15 protein-coding genes and 1 pseudogene are annotated in these 16,471 nt (G+C 72.6%); 2 read left to right on the top strand and 14 right to left on the bottom strand.

Going from position 1 to position 16,471, the window contains the following annotated elements; all coding sequences use genetic code 11:
* The first annotated feature begins 31 nt into the window (after positions 1-31).
* Together Sco07f_RS03060 and Sco07f_RS03055 are read left to right on the top strand one after the other, a co-directional pair.
* A complete protein-coding gene (locus Sco07f_RS03060) occupies positions 32-1,180 on the top strand; it encodes an aldose epimerase family protein (RefSeq protein ID WP_167467999.1) in 1,149 nt (382 codons plus the stop codon).
* Between the two features lie 123 nt (positions 1,181-1,303).
* Complete coding sequence (locus tag Sco07f_RS03055) at positions 1,304-2,956, top strand: pyridoxal phosphate-dependent aminotransferase (protein ID WP_108986856.1); 1,653 nt, start codon at positions 1,304-1,306, stop codon at positions 2,954-2,956.
* A gap of 15 nt (positions 2,957-2,971) precedes the next feature.
* On the opposite strand, the gene Sco07f_RS03050 is transcribed toward Sco07f_RS03055, so the two are convergent.
* The 14 genes and pseudogenes from Sco07f_RS03050 to Sco07f_RS02985 all read right to left on the bottom strand — a co-directional run bounded on the left by Sco07f_RS03050 (position 2,972) and on the right by Sco07f_RS02985 (position 16,364).
* Complete coding sequence (locus tag Sco07f_RS03050) at positions 2,972-4,273, bottom strand: lytic transglycosylase domain-containing protein (RefSeq protein ID WP_108986855.1); 1,302 nt, start codon at positions 4,271-4,273, stop codon at positions 2,972-2,974.
* Positions 4,274-4,313: 40 nt separating this feature from the next.
* Positions 4,314-5,081 carry a hypothetical protein gene (locus Sco07f_RS03045; protein ID WP_108986854.1) on the bottom strand — a complete coding sequence of 256 codons (768 nt, stop codon included), beginning with the start codon at positions 5,079-5,081 and terminating at the stop codon, positions 4,314-4,316.
* A gap of 48 nt (positions 5,082-5,129) precedes the next feature.
* Positions 5,130-5,678, bottom strand: a complete 549-nt coding sequence (locus Sco07f_RS03040; RefSeq protein WP_108986853.1) for an Rv1363c family protein — start codon at positions 5,676-5,678, stop codon at positions 5,130-5,132.
* Positions 5,679-5,706: 28 nt separating this feature from the next.
* Positions 5,707-6,414 carry a nuclear transport factor 2 family protein gene (locus Sco07f_RS03035; RefSeq protein ID WP_108986852.1) on the bottom strand — a complete coding sequence of 236 codons (708 nt, stop codon included), beginning with the start codon at positions 6,412-6,414 and terminating at the stop codon, positions 5,707-5,709.
* The gene (locus Sco07f_RS03030) at positions 6,414-6,941 is read right to left on the bottom strand and encodes a hypothetical protein (RefSeq protein ID WP_108986851.1); all 528 of its coding nucleotides are present in this window, start codon (positions 6,939-6,941) and stop codon (positions 6,414-6,416) included. Before Sco07f_RS03030 ends, Sco07f_RS03035 begins: the two co-directional genes overlap by 1 nt.
* Positions 6,938-8,233 carry an MlaD family protein gene (locus tag Sco07f_RS03025; RefSeq protein WP_108986850.1) on the bottom strand — a complete coding sequence of 432 codons (1,296 nt, stop codon included), beginning with the start codon at positions 8,231-8,233 and terminating at the stop codon, positions 6,938-6,940. Before Sco07f_RS03025 ends, Sco07f_RS03030 begins: the two co-directional genes overlap by 4 nt.
* Positions 8,230-9,360, bottom strand: a complete 1,131-nt coding sequence (locus Sco07f_RS03020; protein ID WP_108986849.1) for an MCE family protein — start codon at positions 9,358-9,360, stop codon at positions 8,230-8,232. Before Sco07f_RS03020 ends, Sco07f_RS03025 begins: the two co-directional genes overlap by 4 nt.
* Complete coding sequence (locus Sco07f_RS03015; RefSeq protein ID WP_108986848.1) at positions 9,357-10,391, bottom strand: MCE family protein; 1,035 nt, start codon at positions 10,389-10,391, stop codon at positions 9,357-9,359. The genes Sco07f_RS03020 and Sco07f_RS03015 overlap by 4 nt, the downstream gene beginning before the upstream one ends.
* The gene (locus Sco07f_RS03010) at positions 10,388-11,443 is read right to left on the bottom strand and encodes an MCE family protein (RefSeq protein WP_087791079.1); all 1,056 of its coding nucleotides are present in this window, start codon (positions 11,441-11,443) and stop codon (positions 10,388-10,390) included. The genes Sco07f_RS03015 and Sco07f_RS03010 overlap by 4 nt, the downstream gene beginning before the upstream one ends.
* On the bottom strand, positions 11,440-12,504 hold the full coding sequence (locus Sco07f_RS03005) for an MCE family protein (RefSeq protein WP_108986847.1): 1,065 nt from the start codon (positions 12,502-12,504) through the stop codon (positions 11,440-11,442). The genes Sco07f_RS03010 and Sco07f_RS03005 overlap by 4 nt, the downstream gene beginning before the upstream one ends.
* Complete coding sequence (locus Sco07f_RS03000; RefSeq protein WP_108986846.1) at positions 12,501-13,775, bottom strand: MCE family protein; 1,275 nt, start codon at positions 13,773-13,775, stop codon at positions 12,501-12,503. Before Sco07f_RS03000 ends, Sco07f_RS03005 begins: the two co-directional genes overlap by 4 nt.
* A gap of 1 nt (position 13,776) precedes the next feature.
* The gene (locus tag Sco07f_RS02995; protein ID WP_087791077.1) at positions 13,777-14,583 is read right to left on the bottom strand and encodes an MlaE family ABC transporter permease; all 807 of its coding nucleotides are present in this window, start codon (positions 14,581-14,583) and stop codon (positions 13,777-13,779) included.
* Positions 14,584-14,589: 6 nt separating this feature from the next.
* A pseudogene (locus Sco07f_RS02990) lies at positions 14,590-15,342 on the bottom strand (MlaE family ABC transporter permease); the annotation flags it as partial.
* A gap of 8 nt (positions 15,343-15,350) precedes the next feature.
* A complete protein-coding gene (locus tag Sco07f_RS02985; protein WP_007388463.1) occupies positions 15,351-16,364 on the bottom strand; it encodes an ABC transporter ATP-binding protein in 1,014 nt (337 codons plus the stop codon).
* Positions 16,365-16,471: the final 107 nt, after the last annotated feature.

Here is a 16,471-nt window from a genome sequence, read left to right as displayed (position 1 = left end):
TTCTTCTCACGGAAGTACAGGAGCCGCACGCATGGAACTGAGCAGACGAACGGTCATCGCGTCGGCGGCAGCGGCCGGCGTGGCCGCCACCGCGGTCGGCGGCACGGCGTACGCGTCGGGAGGCAGGAAACCGGTGAAGGAACTCTTCGGCAGGCTCGCCGACGGGACGAAGGTGTACCGCTGGTCGCTGGAGAACGGCGGCACGCGGATGAAGGTGCTGTCCTACGGGGGCGTCGTGCAGTCCCTGGAGGTCCCGGACCGCCGGGGCCGCTACGCCAACGTCTCGCTGGGTTTCGACAACCTCGACGACTACGTGGCCCGCAGCCCGCACTTCGGCGCCCTCATCGGCCGGTACGGCAACCGCATCGCCAAGGGCCGCTTCACCCTGGACGGCACCACGTACCAGCTCTCCGTCAACGACGGTGAGAACTCCCTGCACGGCGGCGCCCTCGGCTTCGACTACCGCGTGTGGGACGTCGAGCCGTTCACCCGGGGCTCCGACACCGGTCTGGTGCTCCACTACGTCAGCGTCGACGGCGAGATGGGCTACCCGGGCACGCTCAGGGCGAAGGTGACGTACACCCTCACCCGGCGCGGCGACTGGCGCGTCGACTACGAGGCGACCACCGACCGGGCCACCGTCGTCAACCTCACCAGCCACGTCTACTGGAACCTGGCCGGCGAGGGCAGCGGCACCGTGGAGGACCACGAGCTGGCGATCGCCGCCTCCCGCTACACGCCCACCGACGCGGGCCTGATCCCCACCGGCGAGCTGGCCCGGGTGGCCAGCACCCCCTTCGACTTCCGCCGGGGCAAGCCGATCGGCCGCGACATCCGGGACGCCCACCCGCAGCTGGTCACCGCCAAGGGCTTCGACCACAACTGGGTGCTCGACAAGGGCATCACCGACCGCCCCGAGCACATAGCCACCCTGCGCGAGCACGCCTCCGGGCGCACCCTGCGCATCGCCACCGACCAGCCCGGGCTCCAGTTCTACTCGGGCAACTTCCTCGACGGCACCCTGACCGGCACCGGCGGCTCCCTCTACCGCCAGGGCGACGCCCTGTGCCTGGAGACCCAGCACTTCCCGGACTCGCCGAACCACCCGTCGTTCCCGTCGACCGTGCTGCGGCCCGGCGAGACGTACCGGACCTCGACGGTGCACTCGTTCGACGCGTAGGCGGCAGGCCACGGCAGCGGGCGGACACATTTTCTTCACACGCGTTGAACGGTGCCCCGTCCGCCTCCGTATACAGGGGCGGCCCGTGTCCCCCGCACGGGCCGCCCACTTACGGAGGTCCACTTGTCCGGCAACGTCACCTCGTTGTTCCGCAGCACCGCGGCGCACAGCCCGTCGATGGCGGCGCTGACGCGGGAGAGCGGCGCGGCGGCGGGCGCGGGACCGGTGGACTTCTGCATCCCCTGCAACCCGTACTTCCCCACCCCGGCGATGTTCGAGGACCTGGCCGGCCGGCTGCGCGACATCGTCACGTACTACCCGAGCAGCGCCGACACCATCACCGCCGAACTGTGCGGTCTGCTCCAGCTCCCGCCGCAGTGCGTGGCGATGGGCAACGGCTCCACGGAGCTGATCACCTGGATCGACCACCTGCTGGTCCGGGAGTCCCTCGCCGTCCCCGTCCCCACCTTCGGCCGCTGGACCGACCAGCCCATGGAGACCGGCAAACGGGTCGACATGTTCCCGCTCCAGGAGGCCGGCGGCTTCGCCCTCGACCTCGCGCGGTACGCCGAGTTCGTCCGCGCCAGGGGCACCCGGGCCGTGGTGGTCTGCAACCCGAACAACCCCGACGGCGGCTATCAGCACAAGCAGGCGCTGGTGCAGTTCATGGACACGATGGCCGACCGGGACCTGGTGGTGGTCGACGAGTCGTTCCTGGAGTTCGCCGACGCCGAGACGGACGCCAGCGTGGTCCAGGAGGCGATGCTGCGCCCCAACGTCGTCGTCCTGCGCAGCCTCGGCAAGAACTTCGGCCTGCACGGCGTCCGCTTCGGCTACCTGGTCGCCAACCCGGCGCTCGCGGGCCGGGTGCGGAGCATGCTGCCCAAGTGGAACCTCAACTCCTTCGCGGAGCACGTGGTGTTCATGCTGCGCGACCACGGCCCCGAGTACGCGCAGAGCCTGCACCAGGTGCGGCGCGACCGCCTGGAGATGGCCGCGCAGCTGTCCGCGCTGCCCGGCCTGACCGTCTACCCCTCCCAGGGCAACTTCCTCTTCGTCCGCCTCCCCGTGGGTGCCGAGGGCACCGCCGTGCGGGACCGCATGCTCACCGAGCACCGGGTGCTGGTCCGTGAGTGCGGCAACAAGATCGGTTCGTCCAGCCGCTTCCTGCGTCTCGTGGTGCGCCCCCAGGCCGACGTGCGTCGCCTGGTGTCCGGCCTGGAACAGGTGCTCTACGGGGCCGGGAGGGGAGCCGCCGTGCCCGAGCCGGCCACAGGGACCGGCTACAGCTCGGGCACGGCGGCGGTGGACCGGCTGATGTACGAGACCAACGGTTCCGGCATGCGCGCGATCACCGCACGGGCCGCCGGTGCCGGTGCCCCGGGGCCCGCCGCCGCTCCGGCTCCCGCCGCGGGCACCGGCACCGGCATACCGCTGCCCGCCGCGGTGCCCGCCGCTCCGGCGGCCGCCGTGCCGCCCCCGGCGCCGGTCCCCCAGCCGGCGCCGTACCCCGGACCGGTGCCGGTCCCCCACCCGGCACCGGTCCCGCAGCAGCCCGCGCCCGCTCCGGTTCCGCAGCCCGTGCCCACGCCCGTGCCGGCGCCCGTGCCCGCGGCCCCGCCGGCCGCCGCGTATCCGGCGTCCTTCGGCCCGACCCCGCCCGGCGTCCCGGCCCGCGGTGGGCTCACGGCCGCCCAGGTCCGGGGCACCGACGGCCTGGAGTCGGTCCCGGCGACGGGCTGGCCGAACGCGGCGGGGATGGGCCGGGCGGGCTGACCCCCGCGGCGGCTCCTACTCGTCCCGCTCGGCGGAGGTGGCTGTCGGGCTCGGGCAGGGTGCGTCCGTCGGGGAGGCCGTGGGGCCGGGAGTCGCGGTTCCCGGCTCCCCGGAGCAGTCGTCCGTGGCAGTCGGCGAAGGGCTCGGGCCGGTCGGGTCCGGTGTGGGGTCCACGGGGTCCGTGGGGCTTTCGGTGGGGGTCCCGGTCGGTGGCGTGGTGGGGCCCTGGCTCGTCGGGGGCAGCGGCGGGGAGGACGGGTCCGGGCCCGTGGACGGCACGGGCCGGGAGGGGGAGGGGGACGGCCCGGGGCTGCCGTCCGGCGTGGTGGCCGGGTCCGGGCCAATGACGACGCCGTCGTCCACGCCGTGGCCGGCGCCTCCGCCCCCGTGGCCACCGCCGCTGCCGTCGCCGCCGCCCTCGCCGTCGACGGGCTCGGTCGCCGGGGTGTCGCCGCCCGCGCCGGGGCTCTTCGGTACGACGCCCTCGCCGTCCGGGACGGTGTGGACTCCCCGGCGGTAGAACTCCAGCCAGTACCGCACCGTTTCGAGGTAGGCGCGCGAGTTGTTGTAGCTGAGGACCGCCCGGTCCAGGTCGGCCCCCCGGCCCAGGTCGCGGTCGCCGGCGCAGAGGTAGTGCCCGGCCGCCAGCGCCGCGTCGAAGACGTTGTTCGGGTCGGCGCGGCCGTCGCCGTTGCCGTCCGTGCCCCAGCGGGCCCAGGTCGAGGGCAGGAACTGCATCGGGCCCACCGCCCGGTCGTAGACCGTGTCGCCGTCGTGGGCGCCGCCGTCGGTGTCCAGGATCAGGGCGAAGCCCCGCCCGTCGAGGGGCGGTCCGGTGATACGGCCCAGGGTCGTGCCGTTCCGGTCGACCGCGCCGCCGCGTGCCTGGCCGGACTCGACCTTGCCGATCGCCGCGAGCAGTTCCCAGGGCAGCCGGCAGCCGGGGTCCGTCCGGCCGACGGCCGTCTCGGCGGCGCGATAGGCACGCAGCACGGTGGCCGGAATGCCCGACTGGGCGCGGACCTCGGCCCGCGCGGGCGCGGGGGACGCCGGGCCGCCGGCGCGCGTCGTCAAAGGCGGGAGTTCGGTGTGGTACGAGCCGTCGCCGGGGGGCGCGAGCTCCGCGAAGGGGGTGTCCGCCGTCGGCAGGACCGGGTCGTCGGCCGCCGGTCCCGCGTGGGTGTCCTTCGCGTTCCCGGTGAGGCCGGGGGCCTGGGAGGCGGTGAGGGCCGCCATGGCCGCCACCGCGAGGGCGGTCGTGCGCAGTCCCTTGCGGGTCCGCCCGCGATACAGGCGTCGGGCACGGCGTACGGGCATGGTCGTCACTCCTGTCGGGTCCGTCGGGGATTGGGGGGTGTCAGCGGCCGAAGGTGTCGAGGGCGGAGACCAGCCAGCGTCCGTCGCGGCGTACGACGTCGACGGCGAGCATGGCCGCCGCGTACACGCCCTCGTCCTGCGCGGCGTTCCCGTCCCCTGCCGCCTCTTTGGTGCCGCTCTTGTCGCCACGCGTGGCGACGCTGCTCTGGTCGGCGTAGACGAGGACCCGGGCCCGGTCGCCGTCGATGCGTTCGACCGCGCTCTCGGTGACGGTCGTGGTGAGCACCGCCTTCTGCGCGTCGGCCCGCTCGCGGACGTCGGCGAGCAGCTCGCGGTGCTGACCGACGGCCTTGCCGGTCAGGAGCTCCTTCGCCGCCTTGTCCAGGGCTCCGGGGTCGGCGTGGTCGTAGGAGAAGAGGCGGTCGACGGCCTTGGTCACCTGTCCCTTGATCTCGCTGGTGCGGGCGAGGTCGGTCAGTGCGGTGTTGCTCCGCGCGGGCTCGGACCTGAGCCCTTCGGCCTCCGCGTGCGCCCAGCCCGCGAAGCCGCCGAGGAGCACCGTCAGCGCGCAGAGCAGCACGAGGACCGGGGGGCGGCGGCGCGGGCGGACCCGGGTGGGCTTCCGCTCGTCGCCGACCGTGGGCGCGTCGGCGGTGGCGGCGATGTCGGCGGTCTTCGTGGGCTCCAGGACGGCCGTGGCGCCGCGCGTGCGCTCCAGGCCCGCGGCGGGGGCGGCGGGGGCGGCGGGCCGGGTCTCGCGGGCCTGGCGGCGCCGCTGGCGGTTGATGTGGTGACGGGTCGTCGACATGGTGCGGTGTCCTCCTCGCTGCGGCCGGCTTCGCGGTACGGAACCGGGTCAGCCGGTCGATGTGCCGCCGACGGGTGCCTGTCCGAGGGCGCTCAGCTTCCACCGGCCGTCGGTCCGGGTGAGTTCGCCGAGCATGCGGCTGTCCTTGTCGGTCTTCGCCCCGTCGGCCGCCTCGACGGTGACGCGCAGGGCGACCAGCACCCGGGCCCGTCCGGCGCGGTCGTCGAGTTCGGTGACGGCGCCGGACAGCACCCGCGCCGTGCTCACCGTCCTGGCCTCCTTCACCTGCGTGGCGAACTCGTCGCGGCCCGCCGCCAGTTGTTCGTGCAGTTCGCCGGTCGTCGACGACGCCCACAGGTCGAGGCCGCGCTTCAGCTCGCGGTGGTCGAGCGTGTTGAGGTTCTGCACGGCCTGCTCCCCGGCGGAGAGCGCCGCGTCCCGCTCGGCGGCGTACGCGGCCCGGTCGTCGTGGGCCGCCCGGTACCAGTCCTGGCCGGCCCAGGCGGCGAAGCCGCCCGCGACGAGGGTGAGGGCCAGTGCCAGGGCCGTGAGCGGCCGGAAGCGGCCGACGTCGGGGAGGCGGACCGCGCTCTTCATGGGGTGCTCTCCAGTCTCCCGCGCATGCTCAGCGGGCCTTGATGTCGACGATCCGCCACCGGTCGTCCTCGAGCCGTGCCGTCACCGTGAGCTGGGCCGCCGCGGTGGTGGCCCCGGCCTCGTCCTCGCCCGTCCCCTTGCCCCTGTGGGAGGTCTGGTCGAGGAAGACCAGCAGGCGTGCCCTGTCGCCGTCGAGTTCGATCACTCCGGTGCGGACGGCCCGGGTGCTCAGGGTGACGCGCTGGTCGGTGAGGTCGTCGCGGACGCGGGCGAAGAGGGTCTCGTACTGGCGGGCTGCGCGGCCGTCGAGGACGGTGCGCGCGGAGCGCTCGGCGGCCCCGGTGCCGTCCGGGGTGTAGGAGAAGACCCGGGCGAGGGCGTTGCCGACGTCGCCCGCGACGCGGGTGGTGGCCCCGGCGTCGGTGAGCGCCTGGTTCCGGGCGGGCGCCTGCGACCTCAACTGGTGGGCGCCGTAGAGGAATCCGCAGCCGCCGAGGACGAGGACGGCGGCGGCGCCCGCCAGGGCGGCCTTCCGCAGGCGTCCGTTCGGCGGGCGGGCGGCGGCGGCTTCGGGGCCGGACTCGGGCTCGATCTCGGGCTCGGCGGCCTCGGCTTCGGACTCGGCGACCTCGGCTTCGGGCTCGGCGGCCTCGACCTCGGCCTGGGGCTCGGCGGTCTCGTCCGCCGTGCCGGGCTCCGGTGCGGCGTTCCTGCGCAGCAGCCATGTCGGTGTCATCACTCCCCGCCCTTCTCCTCCGCGACGGGCACCGCGCTCAGCGCCCTCACCTTCCACTCCCCCTCGCCCGTGCGGGCCAGCACCGCCTCCAGGCGCTTGCGGTCGGTGGCCGGCTTCTTCGTCCCGGCGGTCCCGGCGGTCCCGGCCGGGGTGACCTCGACGCGGACGGTGGCGATGAGCTTGGCCGTGCCGGACCGCGTGTCGAGCGCGGTGAGGGCGGCCTCGGTGACCGTGCCGCGCGCCGAACTCCCCGCCTCGGCCTCGGTGTCGCCGAGTTCCTCGCGCAGCGGTCCGGTGGAGACGTCGCGCCAGTTCCGGATGCTCCGCTCGGCGCTCTGCCGGGTGGTGGCGTCGAGCGTGGTGAGTACGGCGATGCCCTCGCGTCCGTCGGCGAGCGCCTCGTCCCGTTCCCGGCCGCGGACGAGCGCGTCGTCGGTGCGGGCCTGCGTGTACGTCCACGCCCCGGTGCCGCAGAAGGCGAGGGCCAGCGCGAGCCCCGTCCCGGTGAGGATCCGCGCCCGCCTCATCGGGTGCTCCCGGTGCCGGCCGGGGCGAGGAGACCGGTGAGGCCGGCCGGGGCCTCGCCGCTCTGTCCGGGCAGGGCGAGCGCGCCCGGGAGTGCCGGGGAGGCGTCGCCCTCGGCGGACTCGGCGGGCGTACCGGCGCTGCCCGAGGGCAGGGAGCCGGGCTCGGCGGGGTCGGGCACCGCGCCGCCCTTCGGGGCGTTGGCCGAGCCGCGCACGTTCTTGCCGCTCGACGCCGGGGCGGTGCAGGCGGCGCCGGTGTTGAGGGCGGGAGCGGTGCCGAGGTCGAGGCCGTTGCGGTAGCGGGTGGCGCCGTATCCGTCGGTGCAGGGCAGCGGGCTGAAGAAGGTGACGGCCATGCCGAGGTTCAGCTTCCCTCCGTCGACGGCGGTGGCGCCGGCGGAGACGGCCGCCGGGTACTTCACGAGGAGTTCCTCGATGCCGCGCTGCCGGGTGACGGCGACCTCGGAGGTGGTGAGGAGGTTGGCGAGGACCACGCCGAGGCTCGGGTCGAGGTCCCGCAGCAGACCGCTGACCTGGGTGGCGGCCTCGGGGGTGACGGCGAGGAGGCGGCGCAGGTCGGCGTCGGAGCCCTTGAGGGCGGCGGCCAGGTCCTTCGCGCCGGCGGCGAAGTCGCGGATGGCCTGCGCCTCCTGGGCCTGGGTGCGCAGGACGGTCTCGCCGTCGTTGATGAGCAGGGTGGTGGAGGGCAGGGCGCGGTCGGCGGCCTCGACGAAGTCGCTGCCGCTGTCGAGGAGCACCTGGAGGTCGTCGCCGTGGCCTTCGAAGGCCTTGCCGAACTCGTCGACGACCGTGCGCAGGTCCTCCAGCGGGACCGAGCCCACGAGGTCGTCGACGCTGGCGAGGACGTCGGTGACGGGTGCGGGCACCTGGGTGTCGGCCTGTTGGATGCGGGTGCCGTCGGCGAGGTAGGGAGAGCCGTCGCTCTCGGGCCGCAGGTCGATGTACTGCTCGCCGACGGCGGAGAGCCCGGCGACCACGGCCTTGGTGTCGGCGGGGATGCGGGGCGCGGACTTCTTGATGCGCAGCTCGGCGACGACGCCTTCGGCGGTGAGGTCGATCGGCCCGACGCGGCCCACCGAGACGCCCCGGTAGGTGACGTCGGAGTGGGTGAACAGTCCGCCCGTGCGCGGGAGTTGTACGTCCACGGTGTAGTAGTCGGCGACGCCGACGTACCGGCCGAGGTCGGCGTAGCGGATACCGAGGTAGGCCAGGGCGAGGACGGCGATGAGCAGGAAGGCGAGGTTCTTCAGCCGTACGGCGAGGGTGATCACCCGTGCTCACCTCCGGGTGCGGCCACGGAGGGCAGCGACAGGGGCGAGGAGGCGGGCGACGGCATGTCCTCGGGGACGAGCGGCGGGATCACCTGGCTGCCGGGTACGGCGACCATGCTCAGGTACGTGTTGAGGTAGTCGCCCTTCACCCCGCGCAGCACCTCGTCGGTGAACGGGTACGTCAGCAGCACCTGGAGCGAGTCGGGCAGGTCCGTGCCCGCGTCGGCGAGCGCCTTCAGCGTCGGCGCGACGGCCTTGAGGTCGGCGATCATGTCGTCCTTGCTCGCGTTGATGGTGGAGACGGCGACGCCGGAGAGCGTGTCGAGGGAACGGAGCATGGTCAGCAGGGAGCCGCGCTGCTTCTCCAGCGTCTTCAGTCCCGGCGAGAGGTCGGTGAGGACGGTGCCGACGTCCTCCTTGCGGTGGGCGAGGGTGGAGGAGAGCCGGTTGACCGCGTCGAGGGCGTCGGTGATGTCGCCCCGGTGGTCGTCGAGGTCGCCCACCAGGGTGTTGACCCGTTTCAGCATGGAGCGGACCTCGGGTTCGCGGCCGCCGAGCGCCGCGTTCAGTTCCCGGGTGATGGTCTTGAGCTGGTTGACGCCGCCGCCGTTGAGGAGCAGGGACAGCGCGCCGAACACCTCCTCGACCTCGGTGTTGCGGCTGGTGCGGGCCAGCGGGATGACACTGCCGTCGGTCAGCCGGCCGGCCCCGGAGTCCTTGGCGGGCGCGGCGAGCTGGACGTACTTCTCGCCGAGCAGGCTGGACTGTTCGAGCCGTGCGGTGGCGTCGGCGGGCAGCCGCACCTCGCCGTTGATCTCCATGGTGACGCGGGCCGACCAGTCGTCCTCGCCGAGTTCGATGCCGGTGATCCGGCCGACGGCGACGTCGTTGACCCGTACGGCCGCGTGCGGGACCAGGCTCAGTACGTCCTGGAGTTCCGCGGTGACGGTGTAGGGGTGGTCGCCGAGGTCGGCGCCGCCGGGCAGCGGCAGGTCCTCGATGCCGTCGAAGCCCGGCACGCCGGCCGGGACCCCGCCGAGGGTCAGGGCGAGGGCGAGACCGAGGGCGACCAGTCCGCCGGCGGTGAGCCCGGCCACCCGGCCTCCGGGGAGCGTCGCGCGCTTCATCGGCCGTCCCCCTTCTCCGCGTCGGTCGCCCCGCCGGTCGCGCCGGCCACGGGCAGCGGCAGCAGCGGTCCGCCGCTGCTGATCTCGTTGAGGTTGGCGCGGCCGTCGAGGGTGCGGGTGTCGGGGTTGTAGGCGTTCACGACGTTGCCGGCGGCCAGGGGTGCCACGTCCAGTGCCTCGGCCAGCGAGGCGCGTTGCTCGACCAGGGTGCGGGTGATGGGGACGAGCCGGTCGACGTTCTTCTTCAGCTCGCCGCGGTTGTCCTCGATGAAGGTCTTGACCTGGCCGAGGGCCTTGCCGAGTTCCTCCAGCGCGCCGGTGAGGTCGTCCTTGTTGTCGGCGAAGAAGCTGACGACCTCGTCCAGGTGTTCCTGGGCGGTGCGCACGTCGGTGTCCTTGTTCTTGAGCATGGTGGTGAAGGTCTGGAGGCTGCCGAGCGTCTTGAACAGGTCGCCGCTGCTGCCGTCGAGGGTCTTGGCGGCCTTGCCGAACTGCTCGACGCCGTCGCCGATGGCCTCGCCGTTGCCGTCGAGGTTGTCGGCGCCGGTCCTCAGCAGGTCGGACAGGGCGCCGTCGGCGTTGGCGCCGTCCGGGCCGAGGGCGTCGCCGAGTTCGGTGAGGGAGTCGTAGATCTGGTCGATCTCGACGGGGACGCGGTTGCGGGCGGCGGGCAGGACGGCGCCGTCGGCGAGGGCGGGGCCCTTGCGGTAGGCGGGGGTGAGCTGGACGTAGCGGTCGGCGACGACGCTCGGCGCGACGACGACGGCCCGCGCGTCCTCGGGGACCTTGATCCCCTCGTCCAGGCGGAGGCCGACGCGGACCCGGGTGCCCTCGGGGTCCACCGACTCCACCTCGCCGACCCGTACTCCGAGGATGCGCAGGTCGGATCCGGCGTAGACGCCGATGGCGCGGTCGAAGTAGGCGGTGACGCGGGTGCCGTCGGGTTCGAGGGCCCGGGTGGCGGCCAGGCCGCCGGCGGCGAGCACCACGAGGGCGAGCACCGCGGTGAGGATCTTTCGGCGTCGGGTCATCGCTCACCGCTCCCCTGGGCGGCCGCCGGCTGTTTCGGCGGCAGGCATCCGGTCTCGGGCTGGGAGGTCTCGGGCAGGTAGGCGCGGGGCACGACGCCGCACAGGTAGCTGTCGAACCAGCGGCCGTTGCCCAGGGTGTTGCCGACCAGGCGGTAGTACGGGCCGACGAGTGCGAGGGTCTCGCCGAGTTGGGTGTTGTTCTTCTCCAGGACGGTGGTGACCCGGCCGAGCGCCTTGAGGGTGGGGCCGAGCTGCTTCTCGTTGTCCTTGACGAGGCCGCCGAGTTCGGTGCCGAGGTCCCGGCTGCCCTTGAGCAGGGCGCTGATGGCGGTGCGGCGGTCGCGGAGTTCGCCGAGCAGCGGGCCGCCGTCCTCGATGAGGGTCTCGAAGCTGGACTTCTTGTTCTCCAGCGTCTTGGTGAACCGCGCGCTGCCCTTGAGGAGTTCGGAGAGTTTCGCGTCGCGTTTGGAGATCGACTTCGACAGGTCGGACAGTCCGGTGGCGGCCTTGCGCACGTGCGGCGGTGAGTCCTTGAAGGTGTCGGAGATGGTCTCGAAGCTCTCCGCGAGCTTCCCGGTGTCGATGGCGTCGACGGTGCCGCTGAGGTCCTGGAAGGCCTGGGTCACGTCGTAGGGGGAGGTGGTGCGGGCGAGCGGGATGCGGGCGGCGGGGTCCTGGCGGCCGGAGCCGAGCGGGTCGAGCGCGAGGTACTTGTCGCCGAGGACGGTCTTGATGGCGATGGCTGCGGTGGTGCGGTCGCCGAGCCAGGCGTCCTCGACCTCGAAGCTGACCTTGACCTTGGCGCCGTCGAGCGCGACGCCGGTGACCTGTCCGACCTTGACGCCGGCGATGCGCACCTCGTCGCCCTCGTCCAGGCCGGCGGCCTCGGAGAAGTCGGCGCTGTAGGTGGTGCCGCCGCCGAAGGGCAGCCGGTCGACGTTGTAGACGAGGAGGGCGATCAGGGTGAGGACGAGCAGTCCGGCGACGCCGACGGCGACGGGGTTGCGTTCCTTGACCGGCTTGAACAGCGGCTTCCCGCGGGGGCGCTTCATCCGCGGCACCTCGATTCGGTGATCGCGATGCCGGTGGGCGGCTTCGAGCCGTCGGAGGTGGTGACTCCGCTCACGCGCGCCTCGCAGAGGTAGAGGTTGAACCACGATCCGTAGGAGGACAGGCGGGTCAGCGCGGTCATCTTGGCGGGGCTCTTCGCCAGGAAGTCCTCGATCTGCGGGGTGTGCTCGCCGAGGTTCGCGGAGAGCCGGCCCAGTTCGCGGATGTCCTTCTTGAGTGGCGCCCGTCCGTCCTCGAGGAGACCGGCGGTGACGGTGGTCAGGTCGCCCATGGCGGCGACCGCCTTGCCGAGGGGTTCGCGGTCCTGGTTGAAGCCGGTGACGAGCTTCTGGAGGGTGTCGACGAGGTCGTCGAAGCCGTCCTCGCGGTCGTTGAGGGTGTCCAGGACGGTGGTGAGGTTCTCGACGACCTGGCCGATCACCTTGTCCTTGGCGGCGACGGTGGTGCCCAGCGAGCCGATGTGGCGGATCAGGCTGTCGACGGTGGCGCCCTCGCCCTGGAGCACCTGCACGATCGACCCGGCGAGTTCGTTGACGTCCTTCGGGGACAGGCCCTCGAACAGCGGCTTGAAGCCGTTGAAGAGCAGGGTCAGGTCGAGCGCGGGCGTGGTGCGGTCCAGTGGGACGGTGCCGCCCTCCGGCAGGGTGCCGGTGAGGTCGCCGCTGCCGCGGCCGAGGGAGACGTAGCGCTGGCCGACCATGTTGAGGTACTTCACGGCGGCGGTGGTCGAGCGGGGCAGGGTGCGGTCGTCGCGGACGCTGAAGGTGACCTGGGCGGTGCGCCTGTTGACGACGCGTACGTCGGTGACCTCGCCGACGGTCACCCCGGAGATCCGCACGCTGTCGCCGTCGATGAGCCCGGTGACGTCGGTGAACAGGGCCTTGTAGGTGCGGGTGCCGGTGCCGGAGTCGACACCGGTGCCGGCCACGCTCAGGCCGAGGACGGTGGTGGCGAGGGCGGTGACCACCACGAAGACGAGGGACTTGAGCAGCGGTCCGGTCAGCGGGCGGCGCCGCGTGTGCGCGTGGTCGGCACCGGTCATCGCAGGGTCACCTCCGTACCGCGGTAGACGGGGCCGACGAGCAGGCTGCTCCAGTCGGGCAGGTCGCCGGGGCTCTTCTCGGCGGCGGGCGCGATCAGTTCGTTGACGAGGTCGTTCTCCTGCGGGGAGTTGGCGGGCCCGAGGTCCTGCTCGGCGGCGGGCGTGGCGGCCCGCGCGGTGGGCCGGGGCAGGGTGCCGAGGTAGGGCACGGAGGGGCAGCGGGGGCCGCCGCCGGAGTCGTACACCGGGGTGTCGCGACCGGGGCGGTAGGCGCCGCGGGAGGCGACGGTGGTGACGTCGACGTGGATGCCGGGCCGGTCGGTGCCTTTGCCGAGCGCCTTGTCCATGGCCGGCACGAACTCGGCGAGGGTGCGCAGGGTGCAGGGGAAGGCGGAGGAGTACTCGGCGAGCAGTTCCAGGGTGGGGCGGCTGGTGTCGCCGAGCCGGATGATGTTGTCCTTGTTCTTGCGCAGGAAGGCGGTCACGTCCTCGGCCGTCCGGGTCGTGGCGCCGAGGGTGGCGGCGAGTTCGGCCTCCTGCTCGGCGAGGGTGCCGCTGGTGGTGGTGAAGTCGGTGAGCGCCGTGACGATGTCGGGCGCGGCGTCCGCGTAGACGTGGCTGACCTTCACGAGTTCCCTGAGGTCGCGGTTGAGGGCGGGCAGGTTGGGGTTGAACTCGGCCAGGTGCTCGTCGAGCAGGGTGAGCGTGTCGCCGAGCCGCTCCCCGCGTCCTTCGAGGGCCTGCGAGACGGCGGACAGGGTGGCAAAGAGCTTCTGCGGCTGGACGGCGGTGAGCATCGGCAGCACGTTGTCGAGGACCTGCTGGAGTTCGATGGCGTTCGCGGACCGGTCCTGGGGGACGACGGCCCCGGCGGCCAGGGGTTCGGGCGAGGGGCTCGCGGGCGGTACGAGGGCGACGAACCGCTCGCCGAACAGGGTGGTGGGCAGCATCTGCGCGCGGACGTCGGACGGTACGTCGTCCAGCGTGCCGGGCTTCATGGCGAGGGTGAGCCGGGCGCCGTCGCCGGTGGCGTCGATGGCACGGACCTCGCCGACGACGACGCCGCGCAGCTTCACCTCGGCGCCGGGGTGCATCTGGTTGCCGGCGCTGCCGGTCTCCACGACCACCGGGTCGGAGTCGGTGAACTTCTTGTCGTAGACGGCGACGGCCAGCCAGATCAGCAGGGCGGGCACCAGCACGAACACCACTCCGGCCAGCCGGCGGCGCAGCGCCTGCCCTCGTGCCCGTCGCGTTCCTCGGGGTCGGCTCATCTCACCCCGCCACCTTCACGGTCGTGGTCGCGCCCCACAGGGCCAGCGACAGGAAGAAGTCGGTGACGCTGATCAGCACGATGGCGTTGCGCACGGACCGGCCGACGGCGACGCCGACACCGGCCGGGCCGCCGGAGGCGCGGTAGCCGTAGTAGCAGTGGGCGACGATCACCATGACGCTGAAGATCAGCACTTTCAGGACGGACAGCAGGACGTCCGTCGGGGACAGGAACAGGTTGAAGTAGTGGTCGTAGGTCCCCCGGGACTGCCCGTTGAACAGGACGGTCACGTAGCGGGAGGCGAGGAAGGAGGACAGCAGCCCGATCGCGTAGAGCGGGATGATGGCGACGACGCCGGCGATGATGCGGGTGGTGACGAGGTACGGCATGGAGCGGATGCCCATGCCCTCGAGGGCGTCGACCTCCTCGTTGATGCGCATGGCGCCGAGCTGGGCGGTGAAGCCCGCCCCGACGGTCGCGGACAGGGCGAGTCCGGCGACGAGCGGGGCGATCTCGCGGGTGTTGAAGTAGGCGGAGACGAATCCGGTGAACGCGGCGGTGCCGATCTGGTCGAGGGCCGCGTAGCCCTGGATTCCGACGACGGTCCCGGTGAAGAGCGTCATCGCGATCATCACGCCGATGGTGCCTCCGATGACGCCGAGGCCGCCGGAGCCGAAGGCCACCTCGGCCAGCAGGCGCTGCACCTCCTTGAGGTAGCGGCGCAGGGTCCGCGGGATCCACAGCAGGGCCCGGACGTAGAAGAGGAGCTGGTCGCCGGAGCGGTCGAGCCAGACGAGCGGGGAGGCCATCGGACCTCAGCCTCCCTTCGGCGGGACGATCTGGAGGTAGATGGCCGTCATCACCATGTTGACGAAGAAGAGCAGCAGGAAGGTGATGACGACGGACTGGTTGACGGCGTCGCCGACGCCCTTGGGGCCGCCGCGCGGGTTGAGGCCGCGGTAGGCGGCGACGATGCCGGCGATGAACCCGAAGATCAGCGCCTTGAGTTCGCTGACGTAGAGGTCGGGCAGCTGGGCGAGGGCGGAGAAGCTGGAGAGGTAGGCGCCGGGGGTGCCGCCCTGCATGATGACGTTGAAGAAGTAGCCGCCGAGGATGCCGACGACGGAGACCAGGCCGTTGAGCAGGACCGCGACGCCCATGGCGGCCAGTACCCGGGGCACGACCAGGCGCTGCACGGGCGAGACGCCCATGACCTCCATGGCGTCGAGTTCCTCGCGGATCTTGCGGGAGCCGAGGTCGGCGCAGATGGCCGAGCCGCCGGCGCCGGCGATGAGCAGCGCGACGATGAGCGGGCTGGCCTGCTGGACGACGGCGAGGACGCTGGCGCCGCCGGTGAACGACTGGGCGCCGAGCTGCTCGGTCAGGGAGCCGACCTGGAGGGCGATGACGGCGCCGAAGGGGATCGAGACCAGGGCGGCGGGCAGGATGGTGACGCTGGCGACGAACCAGAACTGCTCGACGAACTCCCGGAACTGGAAGGGTCTTCGGAAGACGGCCCGGACGACTTCGGCGGCGAGCGCGAAGAGCCGTCCGGTCTGCCGCAGCGCGCCGGTGATCACGCGCCGCTCCCGGCGGCGGGCATCGGCAGGGTGGCCGCCTCGGCACTCTTCGCATAGGTGTCCCGGATGGCGGACCGTGCGGCGGGCGGCAGCGTGTCGATCATGCCCATGACACGCTTGCGCCGGCGGGCCACGGCCTGCCGCGGCGGCAGGCCGGGCGACGGCTCCAGCTGCGGGACGATCACCCGGGGCGCGGCGGGGACGGAGGCGGAGGCGGCGTCCGCCTCGGCGGCGAGGGTGGCCGCGTCCTTCTCCTCGGACATCCCGATGGGTCCCTCGCGCCGGCCGCCCAGGAACTGGGACACGACCGGCTCGTCGCTGGTGAGCAGCACCTCGCGCGGGCCGAAGGTGACCAGTTCGCGCAGGAAGAGCATCCCCATGTTGTCGGGCACGGTCGCGGCGATGTCGAGGTTGTGGGTGACGATCAGCATCGTCGCGTCGAGCTGCGCGTTCAGGTCGATCAGCAACTGGGAGATGTAGGCGGTGCGGACCGGGTCGAGCCCGGAGTCGGGTTCGTCGCACAGGATGATCTGCGGATCGAGGACGAGCGCGCGGGCCAGTCCCGCCCGCTTGCGCATGCCGCCGCTGATCTCCCCCGGAAGCTTCCCCTCCGCGCCCAGCAGCCCGACGACCTCGATCCGCTCCATGACGATGCGGCGGATCTCGGACTCCTTCTTGCGGGTGTGTTCGCGCAGCGGGAAGGCGATGTTGTCGAAAAGGGACATGGACCCGAAAAGCGCGCCGTCCTGGAACATGAGCCCGAACAGTTTCCGGGTCTCGTAGATGTCCCTTTCCGGACTGTTCACCATGTCCACCCCATTGATGAGGACACGGCCCTGCTCGGGCTTGAGCAGCCCTATGAGCGACTTCAGGAAAACGGTCTTACCGGTTCCGGACGGGCCCAGCATCACGCTGACCTCGCCGGCCGGAAGAGTGAGCGACACGTCCCGCCAGATGCTCTGCTTACCGAAGGACTTGGTCAGGCCCTCGACCACTACTTCGATTCCCATATCACCTCCAGCGGACGTCCATCGGATTCGCGCCGCGGGCCCGCACGTTAAGTCGGCCCGGAGCGCACTGACAACGGGTGCGGCACCGATCTCCGGCACCCCGGCGG

It is taken from the genome of Streptomyces coelicoflavus, from assembly GCF_003112555.1.
GTDB lineage: Bacteria > Actinomycetota > Actinomycetes > Streptomycetales > Streptomycetaceae > Streptomyces > Streptomyces coelicoflavus.
This window is presented reverse-complemented; position numbering and strand designations above follow the sequence as displayed.

What these genes read in the sequence shown, in the direction of transcription:
- Sco07f_RS02995 (WP_087791077.1), bottom strand. Translation starts at nt 14,583, where the DNA reads ATGGCCTCCCCGCTCGTCTGGCTCGACCGCTCCGGCGACCAGCTCCTC.
- Sco07f_RS03040 (WP_108986853.1), bottom strand. Translation starts at nt 5,678, where the DNA reads ATGAAGAGCGCGGTCCGCCTCCCCGACGTCGGCCGCTTCCGGCCGCTC.
- Sco07f_RS03015 (WP_108986848.1), bottom strand. Translation starts at nt 10,391, where the DNA reads ATGACCCGACGCCGAAAGATCCTCACCGCGGTGCTCGCCCTCGTGGTG.
- Sco07f_RS03005 (WP_108986847.1), bottom strand. Translation starts at nt 12,504, where the DNA reads ATGACCGGTGCCGACCACGCGCACACGCGGCGCCGCCCGCTGACCGGA.
- Sco07f_RS03050 (WP_108986855.1), bottom strand. Translation starts at nt 4,273, where the DNA reads ATGCCCGTACGCCGTGCCCGACGCCTGTATCGCGGGCGGACCCGCAAG.
- Sco07f_RS03045 (WP_108986854.1), bottom strand. Translation starts at nt 5,081, where the DNA reads ATGTCGACGACCCGTCACCACATCAACCGCCAGCGGCGCCGCCAGGCC.
- Sco07f_RS03010 (WP_087791079.1), bottom strand. Translation starts at nt 11,443, where the DNA reads ATGAAGCGCCCCCGCGGGAAGCCGCTGTTCAAGCCGGTCAAGGAACGC.
- Sco07f_RS03030 (WP_108986851.1), bottom strand. Translation starts at nt 6,941, where the DNA reads ATGAGGCGGGCGCGGATCCTCACCGGGACGGGGCTCGCGCTGGCCCTC.
- Sco07f_RS03060 (WP_167467999.1), top strand. Translation starts at nt 32, where the DNA reads ATGGAACTGAGCAGACGAACGGTCATCGCGTCGGCGGCAGCGGCCGGC.
- Sco07f_RS03020 (WP_108986849.1), bottom strand. Translation starts at nt 9,360, where the DNA reads ATGAAGCGCGCGACGCTCCCCGGAGGCCGGGTGGCCGGGCTCACCGCC.
- Sco07f_RS03000 (WP_108986846.1), bottom strand. Translation starts at nt 13,775, where the DNA reads ATGAGCCGACCCCGAGGAACGCGACGGGCACGAGGGCAGGCGCTGCGC.
- Sco07f_RS02985 (WP_007388463.1), bottom strand. Translation starts at nt 16,364, where the DNA reads ATGGGAATCGAAGTAGTGGTCGAGGGCCTGACCAAGTCCTTCGGTAAG.
- Sco07f_RS03035 (WP_108986852.1), bottom strand. Translation starts at nt 6,414, where the DNA reads ATGACACCGACATGGCTGCTGCGCAGGAACGCCGCACCGGAGCCCGGC.